The sequence below is a fragment of the Thalassolituus hydrocarboniclasticus genome, from assembly GCF_025345565.1.
Lineage (GTDB): Bacteria > Pseudomonadota > Gammaproteobacteria > Pseudomonadales > Oceanobacteraceae > Venatoribacter > Venatoribacter hydrocarboniclasticus.
In genome coordinates this window covers 3,874,959-3,890,132 of record NZ_CP054475.1, presented here as the reverse complement: position 1 = coordinate 3,890,132, position 15,174 = coordinate 3,874,959, and the positions used below count along the sequence as shown (strand labels likewise).

The 15,174-nt window shown below is 53.2% G+C and carries 17 protein-coding genes; 10 read left to right on the top strand and 7 right to left on the bottom strand.

Annotated features, from left to right (window positions below; translation table 11 throughout):
• Positions 1-4 precede the first annotated feature (4 nt).
• Positions 5-1,015, bottom strand: a complete 1,011-nt coding sequence (hemB, locus tag HUF19_RS17460; protein WP_260997787.1) for a porphobilinogen synthase — start codon at positions 1,013-1,015, stop codon at positions 5-7.
• A gap of 312 nt (positions 1,016-1,327) precedes the next feature.
• Here hemB and HUF19_RS17455 point away from each other — a divergent pair, with 312 nt between their 5' ends.
• Together HUF19_RS17455 and HUF19_RS17450 are read left to right on the top strand one after the other, a co-directional pair.
• Complete coding sequence (locus HUF19_RS17455) at positions 1,328-2,308, top strand: alpha/beta fold hydrolase (RefSeq protein WP_260997786.1); 981 nt, start codon at positions 1,328-1,330, stop codon at positions 2,306-2,308.
• Between the two features lie 17 nt (positions 2,309-2,325).
• Positions 2,326-3,264: a metal-dependent hydrolase gene (locus tag HUF19_RS17450; protein ID WP_260997785.1), complete on the top strand. Its 939-nt coding sequence runs from the start codon at positions 2,326-2,328 to the stop codon at positions 3,262-3,264.
• A gap of 57 nt (positions 3,265-3,321) precedes the next feature.
• Here the strand turns inward: HUF19_RS17450 and HUF19_RS17445 are convergent, their stop codons facing one another.
• Genes HUF19_RS17445 through HUF19_RS17435 form a run of 3 tightly spaced genes read right to left on the bottom strand, consistent with a single transcriptional unit; the run spans position 3,322 to position 4,824 of the window.
• On the bottom strand, positions 3,322-3,927 hold the full coding sequence (locus HUF19_RS17445; protein ID WP_260997784.1) for a DNA-3-methyladenine glycosylase I: 606 nt from the start codon (positions 3,925-3,927) through the stop codon (positions 3,322-3,324).
• 22 nt (positions 3,928-3,949) lie between these two features.
• The gene (locus HUF19_RS17440) at positions 3,950-4,237 is read right to left on the bottom strand and encodes a YciI family protein (RefSeq protein WP_260997783.1); all 288 of its coding nucleotides are present in this window, start codon (positions 4,235-4,237) and stop codon (positions 3,950-3,952) included.
• Positions 4,237-4,824: a TetR/AcrR family transcriptional regulator gene (locus HUF19_RS17435; RefSeq protein WP_260997782.1), complete on the bottom strand. Its 588-nt coding sequence runs from the start codon at positions 4,822-4,824 to the stop codon at positions 4,237-4,239. Before HUF19_RS17435 ends, HUF19_RS17440 begins: the two co-directional genes overlap by 1 nt.
• Positions 4,825-5,079: 255 nt before the next feature.
• On the opposite strand from HUF19_RS17435, the gene HUF19_RS17430 reads away from it, so the two are divergent.
• The 5 genes from HUF19_RS17430 to HUF19_RS17410 all read left to right on the top strand — a co-directional run bounded on the left by HUF19_RS17430 (position 5,080) and on the right by HUF19_RS17410 (position 7,853).
• On the top strand, positions 5,080-5,556 hold the full coding sequence (locus tag HUF19_RS17430; RefSeq protein ID WP_260997781.1) for a thioesterase family protein: 477 nt from the start codon (positions 5,080-5,082) through the stop codon (positions 5,554-5,556).
• 88 nt (positions 5,557-5,644) lie between these two features.
• Positions 5,645-5,983 (top strand): hypothetical protein, encoded by a 339-nt coding sequence (locus HUF19_RS17425; protein WP_260997780.1) that lies wholly within the window; start codon positions 5,645-5,647, stop codon positions 5,981-5,983.
• Between the two features lie 468 nt (positions 5,984-6,451).
• Entirely contained in the window at positions 6,452-6,907 is a 456-nt protein-coding gene (locus HUF19_RS17420) for a DUF3592 domain-containing protein (RefSeq protein WP_260997779.1), read from the top strand.
• 209 nt (positions 6,908-7,116) lie between these two features.
• A complete protein-coding gene (locus tag HUF19_RS17415) occupies positions 7,117-7,428 on the top strand; it encodes a DUF3817 domain-containing protein (protein ID WP_260997778.1) in 312 nt (103 codons plus the stop codon).
• Between the two features lie 176 nt (positions 7,429-7,604).
• Positions 7,605-7,853 (top strand): DUF3297 family protein, encoded by a 249-nt coding sequence (locus tag HUF19_RS17410; protein WP_260997777.1) that lies wholly within the window; start codon positions 7,605-7,607, stop codon positions 7,851-7,853.
• Between the two features lie 110 nt (positions 7,854-7,963).
• Here the strand turns inward: HUF19_RS17410 and HUF19_RS17405 are convergent, their stop codons facing one another.
• Positions 7,964-10,768 carry an intermembrane phospholipid transport YdbH family protein gene (locus HUF19_RS17405; protein WP_260997776.1) on the bottom strand — a complete coding sequence of 935 codons (2,805 nt, stop codon included), beginning with the start codon at positions 10,766-10,768 and terminating at the stop codon, positions 7,964-7,966.
• Positions 10,769-10,773: 5 nt separating this feature from the next.
• Positions 10,774-11,448, bottom strand: a complete 675-nt coding sequence (rpiA, locus tag HUF19_RS17400; RefSeq protein WP_260997775.1) for a ribose-5-phosphate isomerase RpiA — start codon at positions 11,446-11,448, stop codon at positions 10,774-10,776.
• A 118-nt stretch (positions 11,449-11,566) separates the two neighbouring features.
• Between rpiA and ilvA the strand changes: the two genes are divergently transcribed.
• The 3 genes from ilvA to HUF19_RS17385 all read left to right on the top strand — a co-directional run bounded on the left by ilvA (position 11,567) and on the right by HUF19_RS17385 (position 14,823).
• Entirely contained in the window at positions 11,567-13,084 is a 1,518-nt protein-coding gene (ilvA, locus tag HUF19_RS17395; protein WP_260997774.1) for a threonine ammonia-lyase, biosynthetic, read from the top strand.
• A gap of 153 nt (positions 13,085-13,237) precedes the next feature.
• Positions 13,238-13,954 carry a 1-acylglycerol-3-phosphate O-acyltransferase gene (locus HUF19_RS17390; protein WP_260997773.1) on the top strand — a complete coding sequence of 239 codons (717 nt, stop codon included), beginning with the start codon at positions 13,238-13,240 and terminating at the stop codon, positions 13,952-13,954.
• Positions 13,955-14,022: 68 nt separating this feature from the next.
• Entirely contained in the window at positions 14,023-14,823 is an 801-nt protein-coding gene (locus HUF19_RS17385) for a substrate-binding periplasmic protein (RefSeq protein ID WP_260997772.1), read from the top strand.
• A gap of 5 nt (positions 14,824-14,828) precedes the next feature.
• On the opposite strand, the gene HUF19_RS17380 is transcribed toward HUF19_RS17385, so the two are convergent.
• On the bottom strand, positions 14,829-15,164 hold the full coding sequence (locus tag HUF19_RS17380; RefSeq protein WP_260997771.1) for a ribbon-helix-helix domain-containing protein: 336 nt from the start codon (positions 15,162-15,164) through the stop codon (positions 14,829-14,831).
• Positions 15,165-15,174: the final 10 nt, after the last annotated feature.

The window sequence follows — 15,174 nt, the reverse complement described above, 5'->3', positions numbered from 1 at the left end:
GTCCTTATTTATTAATCCACTCTGCATATTGCTTGGCAAAATAGGTGAGGATGCCATCGGCACCGGCACGCTTGATACACAGCAGTGACTCGGCCATAACGGCGTTATCATCCAGCCAGCCATTCTGTACGGCAGCTTTGTGCATGGCGTATTCACCACTCACCTGATACACAAAGGTAGGTGCCTGAAATTCATCTTTTACCCGGCGCACAATATCCAGATACGGCATACCCGGTTTAATCATCACCATGTCGGCGCCTTCGGCCAGATCCATCGCCACTTCGTGCAGGGCTTCGTTGCTGTTGGCCGGGTCCATCTGGTAGGTTTTTTTATCGGCTTTGCCAAGGTTAGCGGCTGAACCGACGGCATCACGGAACGGACCGTAATAGGCTGAGGCGTATTTGGCTGAGTACGCCATGATGCGGGTATTTACAAAGCTTTCTTCTTCCAGCGCCTGACGGATATCACCGATGCGGCCGTCCATCATGTCGGACGGGGCAACGATATCGGCACCAGCTTCGGCGTGAGACAGTGCCTGCTGTACCAGGGTTTCAACCGTACGGTCATTCAGCACATAACCGTCGTGATCAATGATGCCGTCCTGGCCATGGGTGGTGAACGGGTCGAGAGCAACGTCGGTAATCACACCCATTTCCGGTACCGCATCTTTAATCGCGCGCACCGCACGCTGAGCCAGACCGTTAGGGTTAAAGGCTTCTTCAGCAAATTCGGATTTGGCACTGGCCGGCGTCACCGGAAACAGGGCAACCGCCGGAATACCCAGCTTATACAGGTGCTTAACTTCGGCCACCATCAGGTCGATGGACAGGCGGCTGATGCCTGGCATGGAGCTAATCGCTTCGCGCTCCTGATGACCTTCCAGCACAAACATCGGGTAGATCAGGCTGTCGACAGTCAGCTGAGTTTCACGCATCAGGCGGCGGGAAAAGTTGTCACGACGGTTACGGCGCAGACGGGTTTCCGGAAAAAAGCGTTGAGCATCGCTGAAAGCCATGGGGAATCTCCTGATCGGGAAGGGAAGTGAAAAGTATGACGATTGTAGCTGAATCGGCGCTGATATAGCGCAACTTTATTGAGCTGCGGCTCATAAACACTGAGTTGCCACGGGGTTTGTCAGCCTGATTTGTTTGTCTTGCCGCCCTTAGCTGCCGTCCGTTAATCAGGAGCGCAGTATGCCGGATGATTATGAAACTTTTATGCACAAAGTTGGCGCGGCCGAACCTGCATCCTGCAGCGGGTTATTTGTTACTTTGCGCCGACCTTCTGAGCGGGCCCGCCCGATAAAATAACAATTGCAGGAGTTGCCATGACAGCCAGCACTCACATTATTCAGTCGGGCCCTGTGCGCCTGCACGCCCTGACCCGTGGCGACTCCGCCAATCCGGCGCTGGTGCTGGTGCATGGTTACCCCGATAACCACAGCGTCTGGGATGGCGTGGCCGAGCGTCTGGCGCAGCAGTTTTATGTGATTGCCTACGATGTGCGCGGCGCCGGTCAGTCAGATAAACCGGCAACAACCGCCGATTACCGTATGCCATTGCTGGCACAGGATCTTCAGGCGGTGGTGGATACGCTGATTCCCGGCCGCAGGTTTCATCTGGCGGCGCACGACTGGGGTTCCATTCAGAGCTGGGAATCGGTAACCACCGACGCTTTAAAAGGGCGGATTGCTTCATTTTCCAGTGTGTCGGGGCCTTGTCTTGACCATATGGGTTTCTGGATGCGTAAGCACCTGTTCTCCACGTCATTCAGCAACCTCAGCAAAGCCGTGCGTCAGTTGTTCAGCAGCTGGTACATCGTGTTTTTCCAGTTACCGCTGCTGGCGCCATTGATGTGGCGCGCCGGTCTCGCCAAAGCATGGCCGACTTACCTGCGCCTGCGTGAAGGGGTTAAAGAGCCGGAAGCCAACCCAACCCAGCGTGATGACGGTGCCATTGGTGTGCGCCTGTACCGCGCGAATTTTATGAACAAAATGTTCCGCCCCGAACAGCGTGTGGCACATTGCCCGGTGCAGCTGATTGTACCGACCGGTGACAACTATGTTGGCACGCAGTTGTTCAGCGAATTAACCGACTGGGTTGAGCATTTGTACCGCCGCGATATCGACGCCACACACTGGGTGCTGCTTACCCATGCGCCACAGGTGGCGCAATGGATCGCTGATTTTGCCCACACCATCGACAGCAATCAGGAAGACAGCGCATTGCGCGCCGTGCGTGTATCTCCGCCTTCAGCAACACCGCTGGCTGCGACTGCTCAGCAGAGCCTGCCTGAAGGTCAGGCGTGACACTTAAGGAGCCGGCAATGAACACCGCAACCACACAACAAACCGGGCGCCACGAACTGAAAGCGCGCAAAGTGCGCTTTGATCTGGAACAGACGCCGCTGCACTGGATTCCCGGTGACGCGCTGGCCTCGTATATGACCAACGCCATCCACCTGCTGCTGCCGGAAGGTGAGCTGTGGTTCTGCCGCGTTTATAACAAGGCGCTGCCACTGGTAAATGACGCCGAACTGCGTGCCGATGTTGAAGGTTTTATTCGTCAGGAAGCGGTGCATTCGCGCGTCCACAGCGCCGCACAAAAGTATCTGAACCGGCACGAGATAGACTGCGAACCTTTTCTTGAGCGGGTGCGCTTTCTGTTTAAAACCCTGCTGGGTGATGAGCCGCTGGGACAGAAATTTCTGCAGCTGAAGATGTTCGAGCGCTCCTGGCTGATAACCCGCGTGGGCATTATCGGTGCGGTAGAACACTTCACCGGAATTCTTGGCCAGTGGGCGATGGATAACACCAGCTGGAATAAAGCCGACCCGGTGATGGCCGACCTGTTTAAATGGCATCTGGCCGAAGAGGTTGAACACCGCACGGTGGCCTACGACCTGCACCGCCATCTGTGCAAAACCCGTATCGGTTTTTACCTCAGCCGCCAGTTGCTGATGGCCTTTGTATTTCCGCTGTTCGTGTATTTTGTCTTTACCGGTACGCGCTTTCTCGCCGCACAGGATAAAGATGCAGAAGTGCGGAAAATCGGCCGCTGGGGCTGGCTGAAAATGACCCGGAAAATGGAGCGCTGTGGCCGCAACACCGACCACGTACCGAGCTTCAGCTTTCTGGTAAAGGCCACGCTGCGCTGGTTATCACCACGCTTCCACCCGATCACCGAAGGTGATACCGCTCAGGCTCTGGCTTATATCGCCCGCTCTCCGGCGGCACAGCGTGCCGAAGCAGAAGCCGGCGTCTGAATAACCGGCTGAGTCTGCTGAGCGGATGGGGCAGACTCACCGTCTGATATCTGCAGATCAGGGACGTTTAAAGTCCTTGCGTGCCTGCTCCACTTTCTTCCGGATTATGCAGCCGCCGGAATGGTCATTAACAAGTCCCATGGCCTGCATAAATGCATACACCGTTGTCGGGCCTACAAACTTCCAACCCTGTTTTTTCAGTGCTTTGGAAAGCGCAGCAGAAGCCTCAGAGGCCGAGACCGTCTGAGGCTTTGGCAGGCTGTTTTTATCGGATTCGAAATGCCAGAAATACGCAGCAAGCGAACCGTATTCCGCAACGATGTCGCGGGCTTTGGCAGCATTATTAATAACAGCTTCGATTTTTCCGCGATGACGGACAATACCTTCATCCGCTAATAAGCGCTTAACGTCAGACTCATCAAACAGCGCGACTTTGTTGAAATCGAAACCGGCAAAGGCTGCGCGAAAGTTATCCCGCTTGGCCAGAATAGTGCGCCAGCTCAGTCCGGACTGAAAACTTTCCAGGCAAAGTTTTTCAAACAGGCGGATATCGTTGTCGACCGGGAAACCCCATTCTTCGTCGTGGTAGGCAAAAAACTCCGGGGCGGCAGCACACCAGCGACAGCGCGGTTTACCATCCGGGCCTTTAATTTCCGTATTCATAATGTGCTCCGGTATTCAGGGTTTAACTCAGCAGAAAACTCAGGCGCTCATCGGCCTTTTTCGGATCAATTTCCAGTATTTCTGCACTGACGATATTTTCCGCTACAAAGGGGTCCTGATTTACCCGGGCCTCAAGAGCATCACGTGTAATACCGTGAGCGATAAGCGCGCCGCCAAGGCCCGGTTGCAGGCTGCCTGCCAGCAGAAAAGCTCCATCAGCAAAGCCTTGTCTGAGCCACTCATTGTGAGCATCCATAAAGGCAGCGGCCTGTGCCTTATTCTGTGAAAAACGTAACAGCACGATAAACATTAAAGCGACTCCTGTTGCTCTGTTGTTGTGATGGACGTTAACCAGTGTTCAAGACGGTTAACCTCGTTGTGAAGAAATTGTTCATCCTGAAATGCGCTGGCCAGTGTTGCTACGCCCTGACTGCAGGCCAGCAAATGCATTGCCAGTTCATCGGCATCGGCATGGCGGCCAAGCTGCTCAAATTGTCGCCGCAGCCAGCTGCGGAATAAGGTGAACAGCTCATTGGCGTTATCTCTGGCCGGATGATCAAGCTTGCCCAGCTCTGTGCAGAGCGTGCCGACCGGGCAGCCGTAACGTGTAATTTTGGCCTGATTGGTCAGCAGGATATGGATAAAGCTGCGGATTCTGTCGGTGGGGGTTTCCCCTTCCAGCTCCCAGTGACTGAGCATCGAATCTGTGCGGGCAAGGCGATGGCTGATGACCGCGTGCAGAATGTCGTCTTTGGTTTTGAAGTGGTAATAGAAATTCCCCCGCGAAATCCCCAGCACTTCTGCGATTTGCGCAAACGAGGTGTGCTCAAAACCCTGCTGGTAAAACAGCTGATCGGCCTCGGCAACGATGCGTTCTCTGGTTGGTTGATTGGCCACAGGTTTGTGCTCCACTGGGTATTTATGATCTAGGTCATACGTCCTAATGTTAAATTTAGGACGGCCGACCTAATGAGTCAATGGGCCATGGCAAAAAAGCGGAACCCCTGAATCCCGCTGCCGGCAGCAGATTTTGCCAGCGTTTTCTTTGACTCCACCCTGTCCCCTGTGAACAATGCCCTGCCCGCCGTTTTACCAGAGCGGGCCAGAGTCATAACAATAAAGACAAAGGGGCATTTCATGACCGCAGAGGGCATGACCACACAAGCTGAAGGCTTCAGCAAAACCGAGCTGACACTGGCGATGAACTTTCTCGACCAGATTCCGTTTAACAAACTGCTCGGCCTTAAACCCAAACTGCTCAGCGATACCCGCTGTGAATTCAGCATGAATATGCGCGACGATCTGGTTGGTAACTGGCTGCAGGGCATTCTGCATGGCGGCGCGATTTCTACCGCGCTTGATGTAACCGGCGGGGCGATGGCGTTAATCGCCACCTGGCAGCGCATGCACAAAAATGAAATCCCGAAAGAAGACCGGCCCAAACAACTGGCTAAACTCGGCACCATTGATATGCGTGTGGATTTTCTCCATCCCGGTAAAGGCAAAGAATTTATTGCCAGTGCAACCCTGTTGCGTATCGGCAATAAAGTGGCCGTAACGCGCATGGAATTTCATAATGAAGACGGGCTGTTAATTGCGGTGGGTACCGGCACCTATCTGTGCGGCTGATATCGTTGATATTCGGCTGACAGCGTGCTGATTCCGGTCTTACTGCCTGATTAACATCAGGCAGTATTCAACCCACAGGATATAACTCATGGATGAACTGCTCAGAATTATTTTCCTCACCGCCGGTGCCTTACCCTTGCTGGCGTATCCTTTTGTGGCAGTAGCCAGCCTGATGGGCCTGGCCAGTAAGCCCGGCATAAAAATTCCCCTGTTTAACCGCCTGATGAACAAATTCTTCTTATGGGGAACGCTGCTGTATCCGCTGGTGTTTTTTGGCTGTTATAAATTGAGTAAAGCGGATGCTGTAATCAGCGGTGAATATTCGCTGCTGGTGGACGTTTTCCCGGAGATTTTCCCGGTGATTTTTTTGTGCTTATTGTGGGTGAGTTTTAAGTTTATGGATGCGCCGGGTAAAGGCAGAGAGTAGCCGTTGGACGGGTCAGATCAGAAAAATCATCGCTCGCTGCGGCGGCCTGTAAGCGCATAATTCAGGCGCAACGACGCGTGGTAAATCAGACGCTGTATTGTAGGAGTGGATTTTATCCACGACAGACCAGAGCACTTTATTCGCATTGAAATGTTGTAGGGTGGGCACTGCCCACCAACAGATACGAATAGCAACTGTCTTCAGGTGGCCGCTATGTGTTCGTGCTTGCCCGCTTTGCCGGAGGGTAGTAAGTTAAAGGTTAAATGCATCAACAACCTGAAGATATGGTTTAAAAGCTTACAGCTCGAAGGAAACTGGGTTAACAGGTGTGCGCGTTTCCGGAAGAGATTTTTGAGTTATGGATGATTTCTCAGCGTGGTCAATAGATTACACGGGGCTTCCCGAAAGAGTCGCCCGGAATAAATGTGCACGCACACTAATACACTGTTAGCTATTAAGGAACTATCTATGGAAGACTATCTGCCACATATTTTAATTGCTATTGGAACAGCAATCATTGCTTCTCTTTCTTACATTGCTGTAAGGGCCGTAAAAAGCAGGAGCTGGAAGAAAACGTCCGGATTTCTGTTAAAGAAAGGGACTCGTTTGAATATCTCAAAGGATATTCAGACAAATGTAGTCGACTGGAAGAGCGTGCATATTGATGTTGAGTATGAATATGAAGTCGATGGAGTAAAGTATGTATCGAAAAGAGCTACTTTCTCTGACATGGTTAACAAACCTATGTCTTCCCTGAATAAAATCTTAAAAGAGTACCTTTCAACGGAGAGTATTGAGGTTTACTACAACCCCAAGAATCATAGTGATAGCGTATTATTGCCCGGAGCCAGAATATGGAATTTCACTCCGATGATCACAGGGTGTTTATTCATCGCTGCAGGGATCTTTTTCCTGAATCAATAAATGGTTGGCAAAGTCAGACACAATCACCCCTTCGGACAGACCTCCGGCCTGTGTTTGCAAGCACAGGCCTGATTATCAGCCCTGCCCGGATTTACCAAACATTACACCTTTAGCCCTATTGTTTATTGCCTCCGATTCCGCGCCTTGCTACCTTCGCCGGCCAATGTGGTGCTATACCGCCTTACTGTCCATATCTGAGTGAATATTTCATGTTAAAGCTGTTCAGGATCTCAAGCCTGCTGGAAGGCATTTCGTATCTGGTTATTCTGTGTGTCACGCTGGGCGTTATCAGCCGGGATTTCGTTTATGTGCTTGGGATGACGCACGGTGTGCTGTTTATGCTGTATTTTGTTCTTTCGCTGGCGGCGTCGCATAAGCAGGGTTGGTCGGTAATGACCTGGCTGCTGGTGTTGCTGGCGTCGCTGGTTCCTTTCGCCTTTATTCCGGTTGAGCTGTTTGTGCGCAAAGAGCTGTTAAAGAATGAGCAGGCTGCCGCTACCAATCTGGCGCAGGGCTCCTGATAGTCTTTCCGGGGCTGTGTCCGCCGATAGCAAGACTCTGTCAGGGTCTGGGAGGGGTGTTGGAAGAGGTGCTGGCTGGCAGGTCTGTGTGCTGATGAAAATAGCGCGCAGGCCGATTGAGTCGCCAACCCGCCTTGTCTACAATGGGGCACTTTTTCTGATATCAGGTTATAAACATGAGCGACACTAACGCCAAGCCGGCTTTGCCGGATCATCTCTCCGGTAATCCACGCAGCCCACATCATGTCGCTGAGTGCTTTGAACACGATATCGGTATCCGCCTGAATGGTAAGGAACGCAACGATGTTGAAGAGTATTGCATCAGTGAAGGTTGGGTAAAAATCCCTTCGCCTAAAGCGAAAGACCGTTTTGGCCGTCCTATTCTGATTAAACTGAAAGGCGAAGTAGAAGCTTTTTATAAGTAAAGATTTCGCCCAAGGCAATGCACAGATGACTGTTTCTGTGCGTTGCATCCTGCCTTAAAAATCCCGCTGAATTTATCTGAAAAAATCCCTCTGAATAAATAACGGATTTTTTACTGGTATTTGTTTTCCAGCCGACTGATTACGTCCTGTGTTACGCGCAGGCTTTCGAGAAAATCGAGCAGGTTATAATCAAGATTCACATTCAGGTGTGTTGCCTGACCACCAAAGAAATCCGGATTTTTTCCCTGAAACTGCAGGCCTAAATTGAGCGCACCGTCGGGTTGGTACTGAATATTGGATTGCAGTTTGTCGTAGTTAAAATTCTGCAGTAGTTGCATGGCCAGCCCCACGGTCTGATCGGATTGTTGCAGCGCTTCTGAGGTGGCGTTCTGGTAGCGGATAACGCCACCCGGGTCACGGGCAAATAAACTGCCACCGGGAATCTGTGGACCTTCTTTGGTTAACACAATAGGTAAGACGCCATCGAGAGTACCGCTTGCCTGAACCTCGGCCTTGGCTTCCAGCGCGGCGATCTGTGCCAGCTGAATATGCTCCAGCTCGATACCAAAGGCGTTTATGTCTTTACGTGTATCAAAGCGGATTAATGGCGTATGGATGCGTCCACCGAGTACGTCGGTGTGCATTTCATAAATCTCAGCCAGTGCATAAGAAAAGTCGGCCGGTATGCGCGTCTGGCTGCGTGCCAGTATGTCTTTTAATTCGATACCCGGGTTCAGGCTTTTGCCGCTGATTTGTGCGTCGAGTAAATAATCGCCGCTGAATGGCCGGCGCAGGGCAATTAACGCATTCCATTGTTCAAAGCCGATGCTGTTATCGTAGATCGCGCTGATATTGTCGCTGCGCAGCATCAGGTCGGGTTTTATTTGCCAGACATTATTAACCTGTTGCCAGTCGACCCAGCCTTGTCCGGCCAATGCGCCGTTTAAAAATTCGAGTTTGGTTAAGGCTGTCATTTCCGGCAGGTTGAGTTTGTCCCAGTGAAGCGCCAGATCATCGAGGTGCCACTGCATACTGCCACGCTGTTGCCGCAGGTCGTGCTGCAGTTGCAGGCGTAAATGCAGTTGGTTGCCGGCGCCACTGAGCTGCAGTTCGCCGTTGAGTTGTTGTTGGCTGTTTTGCTGATCATCCTGCAATGAATACAGCAGTTTCAGCGGGCCGCTGGCGCTGAGTTCAGGAACCGGCCAGCCCTGCCAGCGCGACTTGGCCAGTTGCAGGCTGATATCACACTGGCCGCTGAACACCGTTTGCAATGCAACCAGCAACGAGCTGCCCGGAGCTGGCTGGCAGCTGAACTCGCTGGTCTGTAATTGCAGGAAGCTGTCTGCCCCGTGTTGTATATGCCAGGGCTTAATGGTCAGCCGCAGCGGGTCGCTGTGCAGGCGGTTGCTGTTATTGCCGTTTTCGTTGCTGTGCAGGTTGCCGTTGATATACAGCGTGGGCAGCAGCTGAAATTCCAGTGGCGGTAGCTGCCAGCCCTCAGGCGAGGTTAATTGCAGGCTGTTGCTGATGCCGGGAATGCTGCTCAGTTGCCAGTCGCCGCTGGCGTCGAGCAGGGCGATCAGCTCGCCCTGGCTGTGCAGGCTTTGCAGTGGCAGATCCGGGGTCTGCGCACTGATATTCATATCCAGCGGCAGTACCAGACTGAGGGCGTTGCCCTGTTGCCAGTTCAGCGCCGGGGTCAGATTAAACTGTGCCAGCAGTTGTTTGCCGTCTGCGCTTTGCAGGCGGTTCTGCAGCTGGCCTTCGGCTTCGCAGGTGGTGAGTGCTGCGTTGCAGTGGCCACTGAGTTGCTGCCCGCTGCTGAGCGTGAGCGGCTGTTTGCTGTTGGGCAGAACATCACTCAGCTGCAGCTGTTGTTGTTCGCTGCGCAGCTGCCACTGCCAGTCGGCAGCTGCGTCTTCTTTATTCAGGGCAAAATGCCAGCGGCCGCTGTGCCAGCGCATAGTGTCAGCCAGTTGTTGCTGGCGGGTGTCGAGTTCGGCGCTGAGGCTGAGGCTCAGATCCTGTGGCAGATAGGCGCGGTTCGGTAATTGCAGCTGAGCATTCAGTTGCAGCTGGCGCAGGGGGAGAGGCAACCCGCTGAGCTGAGGTAAGCGTTCACTCAGGGCGGCAAAGTCGAGGCGCTGATCGAGGGTCAGGCGGGTATTGTCGGCGTCCTGTTCAATATGGCCATACTGCTGCAACAGTAATTGGCTCTGCTCGGCAACCAGCAGCAGCCAGTCGCCGCTGTGTTGTAACTGCAGTTCGATCTGCCACGGCAGTGGCAGGTTATCAAGCTGGGTGCTGCCATGAATGCGCCACTGTTCCTGCGTCAGGCTGGCGCTGAGTTCGGCCACTGCGGCGGGGTGTTGCAACACAATATGGTCAATGCTGACCTGTTCCAGCGGCAGTTGCAGCCACTGGCTGAGTTGCGGGATTTCCAGCAACTGGTGCAACTGCTCACGGGCGGCATTGCCGGCATTCTGAGCGGCCACGGCTGCAACTTTGCGCGCACTTTCGTCCGGCAGGCTGAGTTGCAGTTCGGCGATATTGAGGGTTTGCAGCTGCCCCCGCAGTAATTGCGACGGACGGTAGCGCAGATCCAGATCGGTAAGCTGAATCAGACTGCCATCGGCTAATGGCAACTGCAGTTTACTCAGCTGAAAACGCTGCCAGCTGAAGGTGTCGATCTGCACCACCACGCTGCTGCCGGGGGCGGCGGCATCGGCCAGCAGGTCCGGCAGCCAGCGGTTGAGGGCGGGTTTGAGCAGGGACGGCAAGGCTGCCAGCAGCGCAATAATAAGCACAACGGCAGCCAGCAGAATAAGCAGCAGGCGCAACAGCAGCTTCGGCAGGCGGACAGACGTCAGCCGTGCCTGAACGGCGTGCAGCAATCCTTTGCCGGACTCAGGCACGGGTTTTATTCAGCCTTGATGGTCTGAACGCCATTCTGGGTGCCGAGCAGCAGTACGTCGGCCGGACGCAGGGCAAACAGACCGTTGGTGACTACACCGGTAATCTGGTTGATTTTGCTTTCCAGTTCGATGGCGGAAGCGATAAACAGGTTGTGCACATCCAGAATGCAGTTACCGTTGTCGGTAATCACACCTTCGCGGTAAACCGGGTCACCGCCCAGTTTGACCAGTTCACGGGCGACATAAGAACGCGCCATCGGAATCACTTCTACCGGCAGCGGGAAAGCGCCCAGACGCCCAACCAGCTTGGTTTCATCGGCGATGCAGATAAATTCTCTGGCCACCGCGGCGACGATTTTTTCGCGGGTTAAGGCGGCGCCACCACCTTTGATCATTTCCAGGTGTTTATTGATTTCGTCGGCACCGTCGATATAGAAGTCGAGGTTGCTGACGTTATTCAGATCGTATACCGGAATTCCATGATCACGCAGACGCTGGGCTGAGGCTTCAGAACTGGCCACCGCGCCATCAAACAGGTTCTTGTGTTCGGCCAGAGCATCAATAAAGCAGTTGGCGGTAGAGCCTGTGCCGACACCGATGATGCTTTTATCGTCGAGGTGAGGGCGGATATAGTCGGCGGCGGCGATGCCTGTGGCGCGTTTCAGTTCGTCTTGTGTCATGATGGCAGCTCGGGCTTATGTGTGTCAGATGCAGCGAATTATATGCGCTGATGCGTTACAATGCTCACCCCTGAGTGCTTCCCGCACCGATTTTTTCAGTCTGTTTGGAATTCCCGGCATGCTTAACGATTACCTGAAGAAAATTCTCGCTGCCCGCGTTTACGATGTTGCTATCGAATCGCCGCTGCATATTGCCCCCTTTCTGAGCGAACGGCTGGGCAACCGGATTTGGGTAAAGCGTGAAGACCAGCAGGCGGTGTACTCATTTAAGCTGCGCGGCGCTTACAACAAGGTGGTGCAGCTGACCGAAGAAGAAAAAGCCAAGGGCGTGGTGGCGGCTTCCGCCGGTAACCACGCGCAGGGGCTGGCGCTGGCGGCACAGAAGCTGGGCATTAAAGCCACCATCGTTATGCCGCGCACCACGCCCGATATTAAAGTGAAATCGGTTAAAGCCCGTGGTGCCAAAGTGGTACTGCAGGGCGATGCCTTTGACGATGCCTTTGCCTATTCGCAGAAGCTGGTTGAAGAAAAAGGCATGACCTATATCCATCCCTACGATGACCCGGAAGTGATTGCCGGACAGGGCACCATCGGCATGGAAATCCTGCGTCAGCTCAGTGGCCCGGTCGATGCTGTGTTTATTCCGGTCGGTGGCGGCGGTCTGGCGGCCGGGGTGGCGGCTTATATCAAAGCGCTGCGTCCGGAAATAAAAGTGATTGGTGTAGAGAGTACCGAGTCGGCGTGTCTGGCAGCGGCACTGGCTGTGAAAAAGCGCGTTATCCTGCCGCAGGTTGGCATTTTTGCTGACGGCGTGGCGGTGGCCCAGATCGGTAAAAATACCTGGGAAATCTGCAAAGATCATATCGACGAAGTGATCACCTGTACGCCGGATGAAATCTGTGCGGCCATTAAAGACGTGTTCGACGATACCCGTGCGGTGTGTGAGCCGGCCGGTGCTTTAAGTATTGCCGGGGTGAAAAAGTACGTTGAACGCGAAGGTTGCGAAAATCAGAATCTGGTAGCCATTTTAAGTGGCGCCAACGTTAACTTCGATCGGCTGCGTTATATCTCAGAAGTTGCCGAAATCGGCGAAGGCCGGGAAATTATTCTGGCGGTAACCATTCCGGAACAACCGGGCAGCTTCCAGAAATTCTGCAGCTTAATCGGCAAACGTCCGATTACTGAATTTAATTATCGCTACAGCGATGATCATCAGGCGCAGATTTATGTCGGCGTTAAAGTTGCTGCAGAGCCGGGTTCACGTCAGGCGTTGCTGGATGAGCTGCACGGTGAGAATTATCCGGTGCTGGATATTACCGACGATGAAATGGCCAAATACCATATCCGCCATATGGTCGGCGGACATGCTCCGGCAACAGTGAATGACGAGCGGGTTTACCGTTTTGAATTTCCGGAGCGTCCGGGAGCGCTGCTGAATTTTCTGCGCAAGCTGGGTAAGCACTTTAATATTTCGCTGTTCCATTACCGTAACCACGGTGCAGCTTACGGCCGTGTTCTGGTTGGTTTGCAGGTTGCCGATGACCGTCAGCAACAGTTGCACAGCTTTCTGGAAGAGCTGGGCTACGGTTATTGGGATGAAACCGATAACACCGCTTACCAGCTGTTTCTGCGTTAATAATACAGGTATTAATGCCAGACGTTCACAGGATAATGGCAGGCCGGCACCTTGCTGCCGGTCTGCCCTGTCATAACAATAGCGCTTCTGATGTATGCGCCGCCCGGAGATGGAGTTCAGCGGCATATATAAACAATAATAAGAGACTTCATCATGCTGTTTGCTTTCCGTGCTGTCGTATTAACCAGCTATTTTCTGTTCGGCTGCATACTGGGTCTGATGCTGTGCATCGTGCGCCCTTTTCACCGTAATAACACCCGCGACTGTGCCAAAATATTTTCCCTCGGACGCTGGTTGCTGAACATTAAAATGACGGCGCTTAATCAATCACCGGTCGGAGATGGGCAGGCGATTTATGTCGGAAATCATCAGGACACACTGGACGTATTTATTTACCCGGGCATGTTGCCGGGTAACATCGCCATTTTAGGCAAGAGCAGTCTGCGTTTTATTCCTGTTTTTGGTTTGCTGTTCTGGCTGGCCGGCAATATTTTTATTAACCGCGCCAATAAAGCCAAAGCCTGGGAAACCATGGCCGCAGTAGCCCGTACGGTCAAAAAACGCGGGTGTGCGGTTTATATTTTTCCGGAAGGTACCCGTTCGCGCGGTAAGGGACTGTTGCCGTTTAAAAGCGGTGCCTTTGCCCTGGCGATTGAGGCCGGACTGCCCGTCGTACCTGTGGTTTACAGCAGCACCCATAAAAACATCAATCTGCATCGCTTCCGTAGTGGTAAGGTTTTGTCCCGTTATCTGGAACCAATCAGCACCGAAGGTATGGGTGAGGGTGATGTGAAGCGTCTGGCTGAGATGACCCGAGAACGGATGCAGCAGGCCATTGATGAACTGGATGTAAAACTGGCGGCAAAGTAACCGGTAATTATTTATAGTCAGCCTATACTGAAGCCTGTCCCGGATTATTGTGTTGGGGTCTGTTCGCCATGAAACAGATAGTCGTGTTCTGGCTGGTAATGATTACCGCCATACCTGCCAGTGCAGAACAGGATGCCTGCCGTATTTTCAGCGCCAGTGGTAATGCCGAGTATCCGCCTTACCTCTGGCGTTCTCCACAGAAGCCTGAAGTGTTAACGGGTGCAATTGCGGCTTTTTTACAGAAAGTTGCAAAGGAGCTCGATCTCGTTATTGATCTGCAGTACAGCGGCCCGTGGGGCAGAACTCAGGAAGAAGTCGCCGCCGGACGGATTGATTTTATTGCCGGTGCTTTTTATACCGCTGCCCGCTCAGAACGTATGGATTACCTGCGCCCTGCTTTTCAGCTGACCCGCACGGTCGTCTGGGTGAATAACGAACGGCCTTTTGAATTTAACCGCTGGGAAGACCTGATCGGCCGTCAGGGGGTGACCGTTATTCATAACAGTTTCGGTCAGGAATTTGATGAATTCTCGCGCAAACATCTCACGGTGCATCAGGTCGGCAGTCTGGAACAGGGGCTGAGAATGCTGAACGGTCAGCGCGTCGACTATATGTTGTACGAAGAAAATCCGGCCCGCGCCTACGCCGCCCGTAACCGTTACCGTAATATTCATCCGCTTGAACAGAATATCAGCAGCGAGCCGCTGTACCTCACGCTGTCGAAAAAGTCGGCCTGTAATACGCCGGAGCTGCGTGCGCGCATTGAGAGAGTGCTGGTAAAAGCAGGTGAAGAAAACTGGATGCAACCCTTGCTGCAGCAGGCGCAATACCTGTGGAGTGAGCACCACCTGCAAACAGCGGATGACTGAACATCTCAGGAAACTTTACGTACCGGTTCCTGGTTGTCGCTGATGGTGTCCTGATAGGCACTGGTGGTGAGTGTCAGACGCTGCCCCTGATTCAGATGTGTTGTGCAGGCGACACGCAGTAAAGAAGTAAAGTTACCGGTCTCGCCACGGCGCTCCAGCACTTCACGATAAATACGGGTAATAAAAGTACCCAGTGTCAGCCCGGCATCGGCAGCAATCTGCTCCAGCAATTGCCAGAAAACAGCCTCCAGACGAATACTGGTGACGACGCCATCGATACGGATGGAACGGGTCTTCAGTTCAAACAGTTCCGGTTCGGCACCTGAATAAATTTCACACATGGAAAGCTTC

What these genes read in the sequence shown, in the direction of transcription:
- hemB (WP_260997787.1), bottom strand. Translation starts at nt 1,015, where the DNA reads ATGGCTTTCAGCGATGCTCAACGCTTTTTTCCGGAAACCCGTCTGCGC.
- HUF19_RS17455 (WP_260997786.1), top strand. Translation starts at nt 1,328, where the DNA reads ATGACAGCCAGCACTCACATTATTCAGTCGGGCCCTGTGCGCCTGCAC.
- HUF19_RS17450 (WP_260997785.1), top strand. Translation starts at nt 2,326, where the DNA reads ATGAACACCGCAACCACACAACAAACCGGGCGCCACGAACTGAAAGCG.
- HUF19_RS17445 (WP_260997784.1), bottom strand. Translation starts at nt 3,927, where the DNA reads ATGAATACGGAAATTAAAGGCCCGGATGGTAAACCGCGCTGTCGCTGG.
- HUF19_RS17440 (WP_260997783.1), bottom strand. Translation starts at nt 4,237, where the DNA reads ATGTTTATCGTGCTGTTACGTTTTTCACAGAATAAGGCACAGGCCGCT.
- HUF19_RS17430 (WP_260997781.1), top strand. Translation starts at nt 5,080, where the DNA reads ATGACCACACAAGCTGAAGGCTTCAGCAAAACCGAGCTGACACTGGCG.
- HUF19_RS17425 (WP_260997780.1), top strand. Translation starts at nt 5,645, where the DNA reads ATGGATGAACTGCTCAGAATTATTTTCCTCACCGCCGGTGCCTTACCC.
- HUF19_RS17420 (WP_260997779.1), top strand. Translation starts at nt 6,452, where the DNA reads ATGGAAGACTATCTGCCACATATTTTAATTGCTATTGGAACAGCAATC.
- HUF19_RS17415 (WP_260997778.1), top strand. Translation starts at nt 7,117, where the DNA reads ATGTTAAAGCTGTTCAGGATCTCAAGCCTGCTGGAAGGCATTTCGTAT.
- HUF19_RS17410 (WP_260997777.1), top strand. Translation starts at nt 7,605, where the DNA reads ATGAGCGACACTAACGCCAAGCCGGCTTTGCCGGATCATCTCTCCGGT.
- rpiA (WP_260997775.1), bottom strand. Translation starts at nt 11,448, where the DNA reads ATGACACAAGACGAACTGAAACGCGCCACAGGCATCGCCGCCGCCGAC.
- ilvA (WP_260997774.1), top strand. Translation starts at nt 11,567, where the DNA reads ATGCTTAACGATTACCTGAAGAAAATTCTCGCTGCCCGCGTTTACGAT.
- HUF19_RS17390 (WP_260997773.1), top strand. Translation starts at nt 13,238, where the DNA reads ATGCTGTTTGCTTTCCGTGCTGTCGTATTAACCAGCTATTTTCTGTTC.
- HUF19_RS17385 (WP_260997772.1), top strand. Translation starts at nt 14,023, where the DNA reads ATGAAACAGATAGTCGTGTTCTGGCTGGTAATGATTACCGCCATACCT.
- HUF19_RS17380 (WP_260997771.1), bottom strand. Translation starts at nt 15,164, where the DNA reads ATGTGTGAAATTTATTCAGGTGCCGAACCGGAACTGTTTGAACTGAAG.